Raw genomic sequence first — 18,371 nt, forward strand, 5'->3', positions numbered from 1 at the left:
GCTGCCCTTGTCGCTCAATAGGCGTTGGTGTACGCGCGCTTCGAGATGATGGTCATGACCATGATCTTCAGATCGAAGAAGAATGACCAGTTATCGACGTAGTAGAGATCGTGTTCGATCCGCTTCTGCATCTTCTCGAACGTATCGGTTTCGCCCCGAAGGCCATTGACCTGGGCCCAGCCGGTTATCCCCGGCTTGACGTTATGGCGGCGGAACATCCTGCGGATCTGGTCCGCAAACATGTGATTATGGGCGATGGCGTGCGGCCGCGGCCCGACGATCGACATCTCGCCCCTGAGGACATTCAACAATTGCGGGAGCTCGTCGATGTTGGTCCGCCGCAGCACCCTTCCGATGCGGGTCACGCGCGGATCATTCCGGACGGCTTGACGAAACTCGTTGGTCGCGTCGTCCAAAGTCGTCATGCTGCGGAATTTCAAAACCCGAATTGGTTCGTTGTTGAAACCAAGACGTGTCTGACGAAAGAGCACCGGGCCTCGCGAGTCGAGCTTGATCAAGGCGGCTATGACAACGAACAGCGGCCACAGAAGCATCAGCGCCGACGTAGCGACGACGATATCGAACGTGCGCTTCAGCAGCCGGTCCTGCAGCGAACACGGCCCGCAGAACAGTTCGAGCACACGCTGGTCACCATAATGTCCGATGCGGCTGCGCCGCATGAGCTCGGCCAGCTCCACCGGCAAAAGCTGGATGCGGACAGGGAGCTCCGACAGCGCCCCAACGGCCCCCGCGACAACCTCCATATTGTCCGAGCCGAACAGAATGAGCACGGCATCGATAGGCAATGCCCGGCATTCGCGCCGGATCTCTGAAAGTTGTACCTCCAAGGAAGCACTCCCGCCGGCCGGTTCGGACGCTGACGGAAAGTTGTACCACCGTAGGATATGCTCGTGCCGTGCGGCCAGCCGCGCGCGAATATCGCCGACGCCCTGTGCGCCAGGCATGATCAGGACGACCATGCTTTCTCGGCGCCATTGCCCGCGCCAGCGCACATGATCGATGACTTGCCAGAGCACCGCCCTGATGGCGATCTGGCCCAGCAGCGCGGCCACCAGCTGCGCGAGGAACGTGCCGCGGGAATAGTCGTCGAGATTGTCGGTCACGTAGCCGATCGTCAGCAGGATGACGAATGAAAGACCGATAGCGGCACCGCCCCGCGAACGGCTGTGCTCGTTCCATTCCGGGCCAAGCAGATCGTACTGATTGTCGGCGATACACAGAGCGACGTACAGCGCTCCCGCCGCGATGGGAGCCAGAGCATACTCCATCCGGAAGAAGATCACGCCGTATACAGCCACCGAGTAGGCGACAAACGCACCGTATGCGCAGGCGACGATCACGATCATCTCGAGACCGGCCACCACCACGGTCCAAAACACCTGCGTCCTGTGTGTCAGCGCAGTTGCGGAATGATGTTGAGTTCCAGGAGAAACAACATTCGTTGACATTGGCTCGCTGAACGCTCCCGCAACATTTCAAAAACTCTCGACGCCCGCACAAACTCAATGCGGGCGACAGGCGCGGGTTCTTTACGTTCCGTGAAGTTTGGTTTTCGCACGAGATAGTGAGCGTAATCGGCACTCAAAAACGCAACGGGTTGCGCTTTTGATCGTCACCGCCCGATCTCTGACGCAACGTCATTGCGCCTCATTCCTGTTGACTGAGCAGATCATCCCCAAAATCGGCAAGTGTCTCACCGCGAACAAATCGTCTGCTTCGACAGTTAATTTTCAGACGGCGTGCAACGCGACGCGCGACGGCCTCCCGTCGCGAAGGCTGGCGATTCAGCCAGTGCCTTCGCTGGAGAACTTTTGCCTGAGGGGTTTTCCATGCCGTCAGACACAGCTCAGCCTCCCGCATCAGAAGCAACACGGCCCAGTCAGACCCAGATTCTGAATGGTCGCTTCGACAAGCTCTCGGCAGAGCAGACCGTGGAAGAGCTCATTCGAGCCATCCGCGCAGGTGAGCGCGGTGTCCTGTCGACGGTGAACGTCGCGATCCTGATGATGATGCGATCGAACGCACGACTGCAACGCTTCGTCGATTCGTCGCGCTGGACGGTCGCCGATGGGCAGCCGCTCGTCTGGGCATCGCATCTTTGGCAACAGCCCTTGCCTGAGCGCGTAGCCGGCATCGATCTGATCGATCAGCTATGCGCCCGCGCGGCGCAGGAGCGCATCGGCGTCTATTTTCTTGGCGCAGAGAGCGGCACGGTGCGTGCGACCGTCGACGTGCTCCGGAACCGACATCGCGGGCTTGATGTCCGCGGCTACGCCGATGGCTATTTCGGGCCCGAGCAGGCCGAGGCACGCGCGAAAGCCGTGGCGGACAGTGGAGCCGAGCTTCTCTTTGTCGCGATGGGCGTGCCGCGGCAGGAATATTTCATCGAGGAGCAGTGGGGCAATCTCGGCGCCCGGATCGTCATCGGCGTCGGCGGCAGCTTCGATGTCATCGCGGGACGGCGAAAACGGGCGCCCGCTTTCGTCCAGCACGCCGGGCTCGAGTGGGCCTATCGCCTCGCGCAGGAACCTCGCCGGCTGTTCAAGCGCTATCTGGTCACGAACTCCCAGTTCCTTGGCCTGATTTCCTGGAGCGCCATCGCCCAGGTTTCCCATTTCCGGCGCGTGACCCCGCGACCTTGAACGAGGGCTGAGATGGCTCCCCGCAAACGAATTCTTGTCGTGATGGGCACGCGGCCCGAGGCAATCAAGCTCGCCCCCCTCATTCTGAGGGCGAGAGCCGACGCCGAGCGCTTCGAGATGCTGGCAGTGCGCACCAGCCAGCACAAGGAAATGCTCGACCAGGTCGTGACCTATTTCGACCTGCCGATTCTCGCTGACCTCAACATCATGCGCAAAGATCAAAATCTGGCGCATATCACGATGGCGGCGCTGGAAGGGTTGCAACGGGTGATCTCGGAGGCCCGCCCCGATGTCGTCGTCGTGCAGGGCGACACGACAACGAGTTTCGTCGGCGCGCTGGCCGCATTCTATGAGAACGTCCCCGTCGCTCATGTCGAAGCCGGCCTGAGGACCTACGACAAGCGCGCTCCCTTTCCGGAGGAGGTCTATCGCCGTCTGACGAGCGTCATCGCGGACTATCATTTCGCTCCGACCGAAACGGCAAGGTACAACCTGCTGAAGGAGAACGTGCCGGCCGAAACGATATGGGTCACCGGAAACACCGCGATCGATGCGCTGCTTCTGACGCTCTCCAAGGCCGCCCCGACGATCACGCGCGCGTCCTCGCCGACCCTGCTTCTGACCACGCATCGCCGCGAAAACCACGGCGAGCCGATGCGGCGCATCTGCGACGCCGTGCTCGTCCTGCTGGAGCGCTTCCCGAATTTGCGCGTGGTCTGCCCCGTGCACCTCAGCCCGCGCGTGCGTCAGGTCGTCGAGCCGATGCTGGGCTCGCACCCACGGGTGTCGCTCATCGAGCCGCTTGCCTATGAGCAGTTCGTGCTGGCGATGAACAGCGCCCACATCATCCTTTCGGATTCCGGCGGCGTTCAGGAAGAGGCGCCCGCTCTCGGCAAGCCTGTTCTGGTCCTGCGAGATACCACCGAGCGTCCGGAAGCCGTCGAAGCCGGCACCGCGCGCCTCGTCGGCACGGAAGTGGACACAATCGTTTCGGCCTGCGAGGAACTGCTCACGGATCCCGAAGCGTATCGCGCCATGGCGCAGGCCAAAAACCCATTCGGCGACGGCCACGCCTCCGAACAGATCCTCGACATTCTGGCCAGATCGCTCGACAGCGCCCAACGCCGCGAAAAGGCCGATCCCACGAAGGCGCTCGAGACCTTTCCGCTCGCAGGCAGAGTGCCGGCCGAAACGATCCTCCAGGCGGCGATCGCCGCAGAGGCCAAGGTGCGGATGCCGACGAATGTTCAAGGGCCAGGATCATCATGACAGCCGTGATCGGCACAGGCAGCTTCGCACTGGTGATGCTGGGTCTCCTGGCCGCGATCCCGGTCGCCTTCCTCGCAGTGCAGATCGGCGCGTCACTCCTGCCGGCGAGACGGCGGTCCGCATCAACCGCGTCCGGGCTCTGTCCGCGCTTCGCGGTGATCATGCCCGCCTATAATGAAGAAGCGATCATCGCACACTCGATTGCTTCGATCATGGCTCAACTGCCCCCGGTCGGGCGCCTGCTGGTGGTGGCCGACAATTGCTCCGATGGCACCGCGCAGACGGCGGCAAGCGCGGGGGCGGATGTGACCATCCGCCGGGACACGACACGGATCGGAAAAGGCTATGCGCTGGATCACGGGGTCCGGTCGCTCGGCTCCGATCCGCCGCAGGTCATCATCATCATCGACGCCGATTGCGAGGTGATGCCCGGCGCGCTCGAAACCCTGGCAAAACAATGCGCCGCGACGGGACGTCCTGCCCAGGCGCGATATTCGATGCTGGCGCCTCCATCGCCGAGCCCGGCGGACAAGGTTTCGCGGCTGGCCTGGACGATCAAGACCTTCGTGCGGCCGCTGGGCTCGGCGCATCTGGGATGGCCCTGCCAGTTGATGGGCTCCGGGATGGCCCTGCCCTTTTCCCTCGCCTGTCGTCTCGACCTCGCGACCGGGCATCTCGCGGAAGATCAGAAATTCGGTGCCGAGCTTGCGATCGCTGGAAAAGCAGCGTTCTTCTGCCCCGACGCGGAGATCGTCAGCCAGCTTCCCCAGGGCGAAACGGGCAAGCGTCAGCAACGCACGCGATGGGAGCACGGACATCTTGCGATCATCGGCGAGTTCTTCCTTCCGCTGATCAAGCACGCGGTCTCGAAGCGCAGCCTGCATCTCTTCGCGTTCACGCTCGACCTCTGCATTCCGCCGCTGACCCTGCTGGCGATGTCAATCTTATTGCTGTCGGGCCTGAGCCTCTCATGGTTCGTCATGACGAGTGCCGCGAGCCCGCTTGTCGTTTCTGCGACCGTGCTGGCCTGCTTCGCGGGCGCTATCGGCGTCGCGTGGTGGCGTTTCGCCCGGGAGATTATTTCCTGGCGCGAGCTGGCGGCAGGTCCAGCCTATTGCCTGCTCAAGATTCCGTCGTTCATCCGCTTCTTCGTCAACCGCCAGATCGATTGGGTCCGGACGGAGCGATGAGGCGCGGCGGAGCAGGCTTCGACTCCATCCCCTTTGGACAGTCGGTCGGATGAAATCGCATCGCGCACTGCCAAGCCTTCGGGCCCCGTCCATTCCGGCTCGGGCCCGGCTCGCCTGCCTGCTTGCGATCGTCGCGGCCATTGGATGCTACTCAGCCGCTTCGGCGAATGACGCGCGGAATGCTGTCGACGATACACCGAACGGTCAGTTCACCCTTGGCGAGCGGCCGTTCACGGCCAGCTCGTCCTGGAATACGCCGATCGCTTCGAACGCAACCTTCGAAAAGATCGGCTGGCCTGCGGGCGCCCGCTTCGGCGTGGCCTGGAGCAGCTATTCTCCCGCCATTCACGTGAGCTCGGCTTCGGATCCCGCCGTTTCCGTCGAGCACCCGGCAAGCTGGGGGCGCCCCGCCGGCACCCTCAAGATCCGCATCCCTGCCAGCGCCAACGGCGCGACGGGGACCGACGGAGAATTGCTGGTGATCGACGGCGACACCGTTCACAACTTCTGGCAGTTCAAGCGGTTGAGCACCGAGACCGCCACGGCGCAATCCTATGCCGCAACCAACCTCGTCACCGGCGACGGCTGGGGGCGCAGATCGCCCTTTCTCGGCGCCGGCATCGTGGCGGCCGGATCGAGCCAGCTTGCCGGCTTGCTGGTCGAGGCGGAAACCGACCGCGGTGACATAGCGCACGCGTTGCAGATCGCGATCGACGCCGCCTACGCGAAGCCGGGCCGCGTCGGCGAGGCGATCAATGGCGACGGCAGGAAGCCGGACGGGCTGGTCCAGGAAGGCGAACGCCTGGCCATTCCAGCCAGCGTGACGATGCCGCGAGGGCTGTCGCCTCTCGGCCAAAAAGTCTTTCGCGCCTATCAGGTGTACGGCGCTTTTGTGATCGATGTGGCTGGAGGCGTCACCAATTTGCGCGCCCAAGCGAATGCCTACGACCAGATGACGATCATGGCGCTACAACGCGACCTTGCCCGAATCTCCCCGCTGCTTCAGCGCGTGGGGCAGCAGAACGACGCAAATCCTTGACCATCTCGGGAGGGCGCGCAGGCAAGAGCCTGCTCGAAGCGCTCGTTGGCAGGCCGTTGCTTTCGACGCATGGCTGGCACCCACCCGGCTCGGCGGGCGGCCCTTGCGCATCACGGCCTCACTTCAAGTATCGAACGAATCAGTAATTTTATAAGATGTTTAGCCAAAGTCATATATCATATAGTTAATATATCCACAGAATTTTGTGCCCAAACATTTTCATTTTGGCATCACATTCCAAACACGATATCTGGCCACGTTCGCTCGTGGATGGGCCTTTGATTCGCCGCCTGATATGGCGATGACCCGTCATCCGACCGCTAATCGCGCGGCGTGCCTGTCTATTCGCTGCGTTTCCACGGAACGGCGAGGACTACCCGGCTGGCCTACCAATCCCGCTCCCGTTTCCTTCTATATAAAATCAAGGAAAATAGGCTTATGAGCACACTCGACACTCGGCCATTCACCGCGTCTTCGAGTTGGAATACAGAAGTAGCTAACGACGCAACCTTCACAAAACTTAATTGGCCCACATCGACCGGCTACAACTACAGCGTCGCGTGGAACAGTTATTCCCCTTCAGTTTACGTTGCTTCTTCTTCAGATCCACTTGTACAGGTCACCTACCCCCCGGGATGGGGCTATCCTGGCGGCACCATCAGCGTTCACATGCCGGCCGCCGCGGACGGCGCCGCGGGTACTGATGGCGAACTGATCGTCATCGATGGCGACGTCGCCTACAACTTCTGGCAGTTCAACAGAACGAGTGCCACGACCGGTTCGGCCGCTTCGTTCGCGTCCGAGAACATCGTCACAGGCGACGGCTGGGGCAGCAAGTCGCCCTTCCTCGCCGCGGGCATCACGGCTGCCGGCGCAAGTCAGCTCGGCGGTCTGCTCGTCAAGGCAGAAACAGACGACGGGGTGATCGATCACGCGCTGCAGCTCGCGGTCGACTTCTCGCTCGCTAAGCCCGGCGCTGTCGGCCAGGCCATCAACAGCGACGGCAGCAGCGCGTCGGGCATCGTCCAAGAAGGGCAACACCTCGCGATTCCGCCGGGTACGCCGATGCCAGCCGGCCTCTCCCCGCTTGGCCAGCAAGTCTTCAAGGCCATGCAGCAGTATGGCGCCTATGTCATCGATGTGGCCGGCGGCACGACCAACATTCGTGCACAGGCCAACGCCTACGATGACGCGACGATGACGGCGTTGTGGCACGACATGGGGAACATCACGCCATTGCTGCAAGGCGTGAGTGGCGGCACGTCGGGTTCCGGAAGCACGGGCACCAGCCCGACCAATCCGACAACCCCGACCGACCCGACAACCCCGACGGACCCGACAACCCCCACGGCCCCGACCGCGCCCGCAGCCGACACGACTGCACCGTCGGTGCAGTGGGTCGCGGCCAACGGGCCGGGTGTCACGAATGGCACCGGTACGGTCAAAGCCGGCGACACCGTGCACCTGACGCTGAAGCTCAGCGAGGTGGTGAACGTCAGCGGCACGCCGACTCTGTCGCTCAACAGCAACGGCACCGCCACGTATGTGAGTGGCTCCGGCAGCGACACCTTGCAGTTCGACTACAAGGTTGCCGCAGGTGAGAACGCCGCCGATCTCGAGATCAGCGGGTACAACCTGTCCGGGGTGAAGGACCAGGCGGGCAACGCCATCAATGTTTCCGGCGCCCCGCATCAGCCCGGCGGAACGCTGGTCATCAATACCCAGGCGTCGGTCGACCCCACTGCTCCGGTCACCCCCACGACCCCGGTAAACCCGACGACCCCGGTCGCCCCCACCACCCCGGTCGCCCCCACGACCCCGGCCGATACAACAGCGCCGAAGGTCCAGTGGATCGCGGCCAACGCCGCCGGTCTCAGCAACGGAAACGGCACCGTTCGCGCCGGCGACACCGTGCATTTGTCGGTCAACTTCAACGAGGCGATGACCGTCAACGGCTCGCCGACCTTGTCGCTGAACAGCAGCGGCACGGCCAAGTATGTGGGTGGGTCCGGCACCAACACCTTGCAGTTCGACTACACGGTGGGTGCCGGCCAGAAGGCCTCGGACCTCGCGGTCACCGGCTACAATCTGGGTGGTGTAACGGATAAGGCGGGCAATGCCGTCAATCTTACCGGCGCGCCGCTTCAGCCCGCCGGAACGCTGGTCGTCAGCGCGACGTCGTCGGCCGATACCACGAAGCCCAAGGTCCAGTGGATCGCGGCCAACGCCGATGGTCTCAGCAACGGAAACGGCACCGTTCGCGCCGGCGACACCGTGCATTTGTCGGTCAACTTCAACGAGGCGATGACCGTCAACGGCTCGCCGACCTTGTCGCTGAACAGCAACGGCACGGCCAAGTATGTCGGTGGGTCCGGCACCAACACCTTGCAGTTCGACTATACGGTGGGTGCCGGCCAGAACGCCTCGGACCTCGCGGTCACCCGCTACAATCTGGGTGGTGTCACGGATAAGGCGGGTAATACCGTCAATCTCTCCGGCGCGCCGCTCCAGCCCGCCGGAACGCTTGCCGTCAGCGCGACGTCGTTCAGTCCACAGACCGCAACGCTCACCTCGTCGGCGACCGATCTTGCGGCTCCTGCGACGGTGGCGCCCGCGGCGGACACGTCCGTGAGCAGCTTGTCCTCGGCTTCACCGACGACATCGGACACCTCGCTTGTCACCGGCAGCCAGGCCAACAGTCTGACGGATCTGGCGTTCGGTAGCCGCAAGACGGTTGGCTTCCCCGGCTTCCAGGATACCGGTGCAAGTGCTGCACCGTCCGACAGCTCGGTGACGCCAAAGCTTGCCCTGTTGAGTCAGTACTCGGCCTCGAGCTTCGCCACGCCTGCGGCGACCTCCACCGCTGGTCAGACGCAGGGATGGTGGGGCAACGCCGCCCAGACCCTCGCGAAGCCACACGCGTAATGCATCGGCCCGAAAGGTGGGATCCCACCTTTCGGGCACCTGATGCGTCAACAATGACGCCGTGCGTCCGCAAGGACGCACGGCGATCCAAGACGACGATCCAAGTCAGCGAAACACCGAATTCTGGCGTCTTCGTATCAACGCGGCATCAGAGCGCTTGACGCTCGTCGTGGTGTGCATGTGGGGCAACGCCCCGCGCGCATGCGTCAAACGATATATACGCGGGACAAAAAGTTTGAAAAAGCCCGATAACGATACCCTTCCGATGCCTGATGGCGGTCTGGCCGCGCTTATGTTCATCCTGAGCAGTCAGGGCGTGAGCGTAACCCCGGAACAGATCCAGCATCAGTTTCCCGGTCGCCGCATCGGCGTCGTGGAGATGATCCGCTGCGCCAAGAGTCTGGGTCTCAAAGCCCGCTCTGTGACGACGAACTGGGAGCGGCTGGCGCATACGCCGCTGCCCGTGATCGCCGCCATGCGCGACGGAAGCTTCCTGCTGCTGGGACGATGCGGCGAGGACAGCATCCTCGTCCAGGCACCGAACGCCCCACGGCCGAGCATGATGTCGCGGGCCGAGCTGGAAGCGGCCTGGGACGGCCGGCTCGTGCTGATGACGAAGCGGGCTACGTTGACTGATCTTGCCCGACGTTTCGACATCACCTGGTTCATGGGCGCTATCCATAAGTACCGATGGCTCCTGGGCGAAGTTCTGGTGGCGTCCTTCTTCCTCCAGCTCTTCGGCCTGATCTCGCCGCTGTTCTTCCAGGTCGTCATCGACAAGGTTCTCGTGCATCGAAGCATGAGCACGCTGGACGTGCTTGCTTTCGGCCTTGTGGCGATCGCCGTGTTCGAAGTCGTCCTCGGCGCCTTGCGAACTTACCTGTTCTCGCACACCACAAACCGGATCGACGTCGAGCTTGGCGCGCGCCTGTTTCGTCATCTGCTGGCCCTGCCGATCGGCTACTTCCAGGCGAGACGCGTCGGCGATTCCGTCGCCCGCGTGCGCGAGCTCGAGAACATCCGCAACTTCCTCACCAGCTCGGGGCTGACGCTCGTCATCGACCTGTTCTTCACGGTCGTCTTCGTCGCCGCGCTGTTCTTCTATTCCCCGCAGCTGACCTGGATCGTCCTCGCGTCGCTGCCGGTCTATGTCGCTATATCCGCCGGCGTGACGCCGCTCTTTCGCCGCTACCTCGACGAGAAATTCGCCCGCGGCGCGGAGAACCAGGCCTTTCTGGTCGAGAGCGTGACGGCGGTCGAAACGCTCAAGGCCATGGCCATCGAACCCCAGATGCAGCAGCGCTGGGAGGAGCAGCTGGCGGCCTATGTCGCAGCGAGCTTCCGGGTGCTGACCCTGGGCAACGTCGCCAGTGAGACTGTTCAGCTCGTCAGCAAGCTGGTGACCGCCTCGATCCTCTATGTCGGCGCGAAGCTGGTCATCGGCGGCAGCCTTTCGGTCGGCGAGCTCATCGCGTTCAACCTGCTCGCCGGGCGCGTCAGCGGCCCCGTCCTGCGGCTGGCGCAAATCTGGCAGGAATTCCACCAGACCCGGCTCTCGATCGCGCGCCTCGGCGACATTCTCAACACCACGCCCGAGCCGGCCTACAACCCCAGCCGCACGGCCCTCCCGTCGGTTCGTGGCGACATCTCCTTCGAGCACGTCACCTTCCGTTACCGGATCGACGGGCCGGAGATTCTGCGCGACGTCAGCCTGAATATTCCGGCCGGGCAAATGATCGGCATCGTGGGCCCGTCCGGGTCCGGCAAAAGCACCTTGGCCAAGCTCGCCCAGCGGCTCTACGTGCCGGAGAGCGGCCGGGTTCTGGTCGACGGGGTCGATGTCGCCCAGATCGACCCATCCTGGCTGCGCCGTCAGATCGGCATCGTTCTGCAGGACAATATCCTGTTCAACCGCTCGATCCGCGACAACATCGCCTTGGCCGATCCCGCTCTTCCGGCGGAAAAGGTGATCGAAGCCGCGACACTGGCAGGTGCGCACGAGTTCATTCTCAAATTGCCCGAGGGCTACGACACGATCGTCGGCGAGCGTGGCGGCAGCCTGTCCGGCGGGCAGCGCCAGCGCATCGCCATCGCTCGCGCCCTGGCAACCAATCCGCGCATCCTGATCTTCGATGAGGCAACGAGCGCCCTCGACTACGAGAGCGAGCACATCATCCAGCAGAACATGGCGCAGATCGCGCGTTCCCGGACAGTGCTCGTCATCGCACATCGCCTTTCCACCCTGCGGATGGCCGATCGCATCGTGACGATCGAAGGCGGCCGCCTGATCGAGGATGGCACGCACGAAACACTGATGCGGACGGGTGGCCGGTACGCCACGTTGCATCGCCTCCAGTCCGGTTTGCCGGATGTCGGAGGCAAGCCGGCGGTTGCAAGTCACGGGGCTGCTCGATCCGCGACCCCGAACACCATCGAGACGACCGCTCTTTCCATAGCCCAGGGGACCCATGCGGCGCGCTGATTTCCCAGAGGGAACCAGTCGCGGCGAGATAAACGCCATGCACGCGCTCACAAACGATCAGTCTGGCCTTCTTGCTCTGGAGATGCTGCTGCGGCTGCGCGGCGTCGCTGCCACGGTAGAAGAGCTTCGCCGCCATATCGGCAACGGCGCCGTCGGCATCGCCGAGATGCTGCGAGGTGCCCGGGCATACGGCTTCGCGGGGCGGTCTCAGTCCGTCACCTGGGACAAGCTTGTCGATCTTCCGCTGCCCTGCATCGCGGAGCTTCGCAACGGGGGCTTCCTGCTGCTCGGCAAAGTGAGCGAGGAAAAGGCGGTCGTCGTGGCCTCGAACATCACGCAGCCGACCTTGCTGACGCGGGCCGAATTCGAGGCCCAATGGGCCGGGCGCCTCGTCTTGCTGAAACAGGCCGAGGCAGTCGCGCGCTTCGACAAGGCTGTGGCGATCCGGGCACGCCAGGCTCTGACGACAACGGCACAATGGGGCGAGCGCAATACCCGCGCCGCCGTGACGGGCCTTGCGACCCGCTCGCAAGCCCTTCAGAAGGCAATCATCGCACGATCTATGAATGAAAACCGTATGAGATCCCAGGAACTCGCGTTCCTGCCGGCTGCGCTCGAAATCGTGGAAACCCCGCCCTCACCTGTGGGGCGCACCATCGGCCTGAGCATCATCGCCATCTTCGCCGTCGCGCTGGTCTGGGCGTGCATCGGTACCGTTGACATTGTTGCAGTTGCCCCCGGAAAAATCATTCCCAGCGGCCGGACCAAAACGATCCAGCCGTTCGAAACGGGCGTCGTGCGCGCGATCCAGGTCCATGACGGCCAGGCCGTCAAGGCGGGCGACGTGCTGGTGGAGCTCGATACGACCGCCGCCGATGCCGAGCTCGGACATCTGCAGAACGACCTGATGGCCGCGCGTCTCGACATCGCGAGGCTTCAGGCGGCGATCACCAACAAGGACGATCCCCTTTCGGCATTCATCCCGCCCGAGGATGCCCCGGCCGACCTGCTCCGGATGTACCGTGGCTTCCTCATCAGCCAAAACGGCGAGCAAAAGGCCAAACTCGCCGCCATTGATGGTCAGCTCGCGCAAAAGGGCGCAGAACGCGACACGATTCAGGCCTCCGTCGACAAGCTGAAGTCCACGATCGTCCCGCTCCAGCAGCGGGTCGAAATTCGCGAGCATCTTTTCCAGAAGGAACTCGGCTCCAAGGTGACTTATCTCACCGAACTGCAGGATCTCGTCGGCCAGCGTCAGGACATCCTCGTTCAGGAGAAGCGCGGCAGCGAAACGAATGCCGCGGTTACCGCGCTGATGGAGACGCGCACCAAAACCGTGGCCGAGTACGAACGGACCCTTTTCGACGAGCTGACCAAAGCCCAGCAGAAGGCGGCAGGCCTCAAGCGGGATATCGTGAAGGCCGAGCAGCGCAGAAACCTGCAAAGGCTGACGGCGCCGGTCGATGGCATCGTGCAGCAGCTCGCGATTCACACGATCGGCGGCGTCGTGACGCCGGCGCAGTCGCTGATGAACGTCGTTCCTGCGGAAAGCCGGCTGGAAATCGAGGCGATGATCTCGAACCGGGACATCGGCTTCGTAAGCGCCGGCCAGGAGGCCGCGATCAAGATCGATACCTTCAACTTCACACGCTACGGTCTGCTTCGCGGAACCATCCTCAGCATTTCGCAGGATGCGATCACGCGCGACAAGATTCCCGACAGTTCAGGCGAGAAGACGTCGGGCGCGAACAGCGACAGCAGCGAGCCGCGCGGCCAGGAATTGCTCTATTCCGCACGCGTTTCCTTGGATCGCACGCAATTGGCGATCGAGGACAAGCAGGTCAATCTGTCGCCCGGCATGGCTGTGACGGCGGAGATCAAGACTGGAAGGCGGCGGATCATCAGCTATCTGCTCTCGCCGCTCGCTCGCTATCAGCACGACAGCTTGCGCGAACGGTAAGCGCGGCTGTCCCGCTATAGCATCGGACCGAAAAGCGGAATCCACTTTTCGGAACAATCCGCTGCGATTACAATGACTTGGATCGCCGCACGTCCGATAGGACGCGCGGCGATCTAGAGTTCCGGGCAAGAACCTGCCGCGAGCTGGAGACCTGATCGCCGGAGCTTACCAGCTACGGCGGTCAAAAGAACCAGCGTGTGGAATTGGCACCGTGTTGGCCGACCATGACCGCTCGTGTCTGATTGTCGGAACCGATCTCGTTGACGCTCTCGATCGCAAGCAGCGCCGCGAGTCGCGAGCGGGCCCGGTTGATCCTGCTCTTGATCGTTCCAGTCGTGGTTCGGCAAAGCGTGGCCGTATCTTCGTAGGATAGTCCGGCCGCGCCGACCAGCAGGAGAGCCTCGCGCTGATCGAACGGGATTTCCCTCAGAGCCGCGCAGAATTCCTGATACTCCAGCTGACCTTCCTGCTCCGGCGCCGCGCGCAACGCCTCTGAATAGCAGCCGTCCGCGTCCTCCACCTCATGGCGGCGCCTCCGAAGATCGGAGAGGTAGCAGTTTCGCAGGATCGTCGTCAGCCAGGCGCCAAGGTTCGTGCCTGGCCGAAAGGTGTCGATTTTGCTGATGGCGCGCAGCAGCGTTTCCTGCACCAGGTCGTCGGACCTGTCTGCGCTTCGGCTGATGGACATGGCGTAGGCACGCAACTGCGGCTCAAGAGCCAGCATCTGCTGCTGAATGGAGAGCCCGCCAGCTTCCTTCGTCTTTCCAGAACCATTGTCTCCGAAGGCCATCGTCGATCTCCCACTCACATCCACGGGACGCAACAATCCATCACTCGCAAGCGAAACGGGGCCGGGCTCGTGGCTGCGCAGATCGCGCAGCCACGCTGTCACTGCTTAACTCGGGCAGGCATCATCAGATTGGTCTGCTGCTCGAGTGGAGCGGGGGTCAGCGCTCCCGGAAGGATGCTCCTCTGAACCCTGAGCACGTCGCCGGGCAGGAGCTCGGTGTGCTCCTGCGCCTCGATCGTCAGCGCCTTTCCGTCGTCCATGCGGACGACCGTCAGACTGCGGGCTTCGACGGGACCGTCGGAGTTTCCGACCAGGGTCGGAACCGTCATCTTGGCCTCGACGAGGAGATTCCGGTTGGTCTCGAACCTGACGCTGACGTCGTCGAGATCCATCCGAACCTTCTGCACCTCGGCGGTCAGGGACGCATTCCTCTCGCTCTTCAGGTCGAATATCCTCTGGTCGGCCTGCGTGATGTTCTGGCGCGAGCGCAAGATCAGCGTCTGGAAGCCCTGCTCGTTCATTTCGAGCTGCGCCTGCATGCGCTCGAGATTCGCCAGGCGGCTGATGGTGGTTAAGCCGCGCTTGACCAAGCCCCGAACCTCGACGAGCTCCTGTTCGACGCTGGCGATCTGGCGCTTGTTGGCCTGAATCTGGCGCATGATCGCCTCGATCTCGCGCTCGTACAGGCTTCGGTTCTGCTGCAGGCTGTCGATCTGGGTCTTCAGCGCGTCGACGTGAATGCTCAGAAGCGAACGTTCTTCGTCGATCAGCTGCCTCAGCCCGGTGTCGTTTTGCGATCGCATGACGAGTTCCTGCGGGAACTGGGCCTCCGTCCTCATCACGATCTCCGCGTTCAGCCGCGCCCGGCGCGCCGTCAGCTCGTAGTATCGCCGGGTGAGATTCCGCATCTCGCCGGTTATGTTGATACTGTCGCGATCAAGCCGCATCAGGCCGGGATCGTTGAACCGCAGCCATCCACCGGCCAGGCTGACGACCTGCAGAACGGTCATTCCCGGACGGAACTGATACTCGCCGGGCTTCTGGACATCACCCAGGACATAGACTGGCCGCGTCTCGAGAATTTCGACCGACGTGCCGGGCTTGTCGGAAATGCCCGCGCGGACGAAGCGATCGGAAATCTGGTTCGCGATCTCCTTGGCCGAAAGGCCGTCGACCGGAATATCTCCAACCGGTGCGATGGAAATCGTTCCGTTCGCGCGAACGGTGTATTCGCCACTCAGCTCAGGATACTGGAAGATCTTGATCTTGAGCTTGTCGTTGGCGCGAACACTGTAATCGGACGTCGCGCGGACTGCATTTCCGCTAAGAACGCACAGAACCAAAGAAATTGATCCGGCGACAGTTATCCATGAACGGTTCTGCTTCATCGTAGCACCTTTCCGATTCATGATTATCCGGCGGCGGGCTCGGCTGGCATCGCCAGTCCGAACGGACGCCGTCGGGTAGTCGTTGCTGCTTCCGCCTCCCAGAGCTTGTCTCCGAACTGTCCGATCATCCGATCGTCCATCATGTTCAGGACCGCTCCGATGAAGTCCGATGGCATGGCGCCCGATACTGCGAAGGCGCGCTCGACCCGTTCCATCTCGGTGTCACCCCACTTGATGACCAGCAGGATTCCGTCGAGATTCTGCGCGGCCATTCGAAATTCGGCGCCGCGTTCAAGCGGCGGCAGGCTGACGACAATAAGGTCATAATCGACCGAGAGCCTTTGATTGGAGTGCATCCACCAGTTTGCGGCGCTGTCGATATTGTCCGAGACCGCAGTCACAAGAATATCGGGGCCATTTCCACGGTTATTCCGAATGTTTCCGTCGAACGAACGCAGATGCGTATCGGAAAAATCTACGCCCCCAGGCGGCACCTCTTGCGTGAGCGGGCGCGAGGTCTCGTTCCGGCCGACCTCCACAAGCAACACTCTTCTCTGGCTGCGCGCAGCCATGTGTGCGAGTTGCCTCGCAACGGTCGTCGCCCCCTCTCCCTCTATCGAAGAAGCAATGCCCACGACGCGCGCCTTCGAGGCTTCAATCGCCACGGTCATCCGGAGAAGCGTCTGGTTCAGCAACGGAGCGGGCAGAAGTTGATCTTCCTTGGCCGACTCTCTCGTTGAATGAAGCGACCTCGAAGCCGTGCGGCCACCGCTTTTGAGCAAGGGGATCGCGCCGATGCATTCCAGGCCGAAATGTTCAACCTGCGCGGCAGTGCGGATCGTCTTGTCCCTGAAGTCCAGCAGCAGAGCCAGCACCGATCCGGCGGCAAATCCGGCAAAGACGGCTCCCAGAATGACGAGAAGCTTCCGTGGTCCGCTCGGCTTGTCCGGAGCAAAGGCCCGCGTCATCACATAGGCACTGGGGCCCAATCCCTGCAGCCGCTCCCGCAGCAGCGTCGACCTGCTGCCGTCCTGATCTGCGCTGACTCGCGCCTGAAGCATGACCTGGCTGATGCCGTTTGCGATCCGCTCGGACTTCTCCGGATCGGAGGTCGTGACGTCGATGAGGATGGTGTGGCTCGTTCCAACCCGCTTCACTGCGATGCGCTTGGCGAGCGTATCGACAGCGAGCTCCTGTCGGCGGCGAATTTCATCGGACGTCGCCAGCGGCACGCCAAAAAGCCACTGCGCGATGCTCTCAAACGGCGTCGCTGCCGGAACGAATTCGGGATCCTCAGACAATTTCAGCGATTGCACGACTTTGGCCAGCGTGCCGCGCGAGCGGATAATCTCGATCTCGTTCTCGACCTGCGTGAGATCGGCGCGCCCCAGAAAAATGACGAGATCCGGCCCCGGCTGAACTTCCTTCACATAGATCAGGAGTTGCGTCGACGCGGTATAGTTCGCCGGCTTGAGCAGAGCGACGAACAAGCCGAGCATCATGGACAATACGACGCACGCACCAATGAGCTTCCAGCGGCGACGGAGGCTGCTAAAGCCAAACGGTGTTAAAGATTGGCGTTCTCCAACATAAAATGACATTGGACTTCCGATCTTTATCTACCCGCTATCCAATGTCTGCGCGGCGATGTCGTCTCTTTAAAAGACTGCATTAACGCCCTCACTCGACTTCGGCACGGCAGACAACAAAGAAAAGACAACCGCAACAATTGTCACTGCAACTTGGCTGGCAACGCCTCGAAGGTCTGGGGGGGATGAGCATTGGATAAAGTGAGCTCTACCCGTTCAGAATCCACGATCTGCGCGGCCCTCATCCAGACGAAAGCCCGATTCCAAACCTCCCAACTCATTCCTTCCATGATGGTCTCGTAGTCTTGCGGGCTGAGACGACGAAGGATCAATTCAGCCACCATCCGCGCCCGGTCGCCGCCCGCGTTGCTTCGCTTCTCATCAGTCGTCCTCAGACGTTCGGGCTTGGAGAAGAATGACGAGGACATCTCTTCGCGCACCGGGTGATCCCCCGCGTCCGCCTTTGCTTTCGTCCTTGAACCCGAAACCTGAGAATAAATATCGCTGCGCGAAACGCGCTCGCCGTTCTCAAGCCGCTTCAGAATAGTGTTACGAACTTCAGGTGGAATTTTCTTGGAGAGATAGACTCGAAGCGTCGATGGAACCATCAGCGCGACAAGTTTCGTATCGGACTCCGCCTCGCGCGCAAGCTTCATCAAGTCCTGTGCGGTCCTGATCTTGAACTCGCACGCCTTTTCAACCCATTTAACGAAAACGCCATGTGGCAGCTTTTCTTTCACGCGGAGCAGTTCACGCCCGATTTCCACAGCGTGTTCGGTCGCAGCCCTTCGAAGTGCCTTGATCCTCTGCGCGGCATCATGCAATTCCGTCGCGGAGATTTCTGCGTTCGGGACCACGATTACATCCTCACTACTCAACCCACGAGAGTAGTGAGCTTACGCTTCGAGCAGTGCACAACGAAGCGAGCAAAGGGATTCCCGCTCGCACAAATGAGGTAACTCTTTCGGATTACCTCAAAATTCGCCCGGATATTCTGAAGCGCAGGTGAGCGCCGGATGAGGGCCTCGGCACCCTGATAGAGGAAGGAAACGACCGTAACGATCGCAATCTCGGCA

Annotated in this window: 12 protein-coding genes; 7 read left to right on the forward strand and 5 right to left on the reverse strand. The window is 62.1% G+C overall.

Annotated elements, in window-relative coordinates; all coding sequences use genetic code 11:
- Positions 1–14: 14 nt before the first annotated feature.
- Positions 15–1,382 carry an exopolysaccharide biosynthesis polyprenyl glycosylphosphotransferase gene (locus FQV39_RS08150; RefSeq protein WP_187640208.1) on the reverse strand — a complete coding sequence of 456 codons (1,368 nt, stop codon included), beginning with the start codon at positions 1,380–1,382 and terminating at the stop codon, positions 15–17.
- Between the two features lie 450 nt (positions 1,383–1,832).
- Between FQV39_RS08150 and FQV39_RS08155 the strand changes: the two genes are divergently transcribed.
- From FQV39_RS08155 to FQV39_RS08195, 7 genes are all read left to right on the forward strand, one after another.
- Positions 1,833–2,663 (forward strand): WecB/TagA/CpsF family glycosyltransferase, encoded by an 831-nt coding sequence (locus tag FQV39_RS08155; protein ID WP_149129831.1) that lies wholly within the window; start codon positions 1,833–1,835, stop codon positions 2,661–2,663.
- A 12-nt stretch (positions 2,664–2,675) separates the two neighbouring features.
- Positions 2,676–3,932 (forward strand): non-hydrolyzing UDP-N-acetylglucosamine 2-epimerase, encoded by a 1,257-nt coding sequence (wecB, locus tag FQV39_RS08160; protein ID WP_149129832.1) that lies wholly within the window; start codon positions 2,676–2,678, stop codon positions 3,930–3,932.
- Between the two features lie 155 nt (positions 3,933–4,087).
- Positions 4,088–5,122: a glycosyltransferase family 2 protein gene (locus tag FQV39_RS08165; RefSeq protein ID WP_187640209.1), complete on the forward strand. Its 1,035-nt coding sequence runs from the start codon at positions 4,088–4,090 to the stop codon at positions 5,120–5,122.
- Positions 5,123–5,171: 49 nt separating this feature from the next.
- Positions 5,172–6,161: a hypothetical protein gene (locus tag FQV39_RS08170; RefSeq protein WP_149129834.1), complete on the forward strand. Its 990-nt coding sequence runs from the start codon at positions 5,172–5,174 to the stop codon at positions 6,159–6,161.
- 438 nt (positions 6,162–6,599) lie between these two features.
- Positions 6,600–9,086: an autotransporter outer membrane beta-barrel domain-containing protein gene (locus tag FQV39_RS33085; protein WP_187640210.1), complete on the forward strand. Its 2,487-nt coding sequence runs from the start codon at positions 6,600–6,602 to the stop codon at positions 9,084–9,086.
- A 265-nt stretch (positions 9,087–9,351) separates the two neighbouring features.
- Positions 9,352–11,568, forward strand: a complete 2,217-nt coding sequence (locus FQV39_RS08190) for a type I secretion system permease/ATPase (protein WP_149129838.1) — start codon at positions 9,352–9,354, stop codon at positions 11,566–11,568.
- On the forward strand, positions 11,555–13,528 hold the full coding sequence (locus FQV39_RS08195; protein WP_149129839.1) for an HlyD family type I secretion periplasmic adaptor subunit: 1,974 nt from the start codon (positions 11,555–11,557) through the stop codon (positions 13,526–13,528). Before FQV39_RS08190 ends, FQV39_RS08195 begins: the two co-directional genes overlap by 14 nt.
- Positions 13,529–13,709: 181 nt before the next feature.
- On the opposite strand, the gene FQV39_RS08200 is transcribed toward FQV39_RS08195, so the two are convergent.
- The 4 genes from FQV39_RS08200 to FQV39_RS08215 all read right to left on the reverse strand — a co-directional run bounded on the left by FQV39_RS08200 (position 13,710) and on the right by FQV39_RS08215 (position 18,152).
- Positions 13,710–14,318, reverse strand: coding sequence for a sigma-70 family RNA polymerase sigma factor (locus FQV39_RS08200; RefSeq protein ID WP_149129840.1), 609 nt, complete (start codon positions 14,316–14,318; stop codon positions 13,710–13,712).
- A 98-nt stretch (positions 14,319–14,416) separates the two neighbouring features.
- The gene (locus FQV39_RS08205; RefSeq protein WP_187640211.1) at positions 14,417–15,661 is read right to left on the reverse strand and encodes a polysaccharide biosynthesis/export family protein; all 1,245 of its coding nucleotides are present in this window, start codon (positions 15,659–15,661) and stop codon (positions 14,417–14,419) included.
- Positions 15,662–15,729: 68 nt separating this feature from the next.
- A complete protein-coding gene (locus FQV39_RS08210; RefSeq protein ID WP_149129842.1) occupies positions 15,730–17,307 on the reverse strand; it encodes a Wzz/FepE/Etk N-terminal domain-containing protein in 1,578 nt (525 codons plus the stop codon).
- 131 nt (positions 17,308–17,438) lie between these two features.
- Positions 17,439–18,152, reverse strand: a complete 714-nt coding sequence (locus tag FQV39_RS08215) for a DUF3102 domain-containing protein (protein ID WP_187640212.1) — start codon at positions 18,150–18,152, stop codon at positions 17,439–17,441.
- Between the last annotated feature and the right edge of the window lie 219 nt (positions 18,153–18,371).

This window comes from Bosea sp. F3-2, from assembly GCF_008253865.1.
Classification (GTDB): domain Bacteria; phylum Pseudomonadota; class Alphaproteobacteria; order Rhizobiales; family Beijerinckiaceae; genus Allobosea.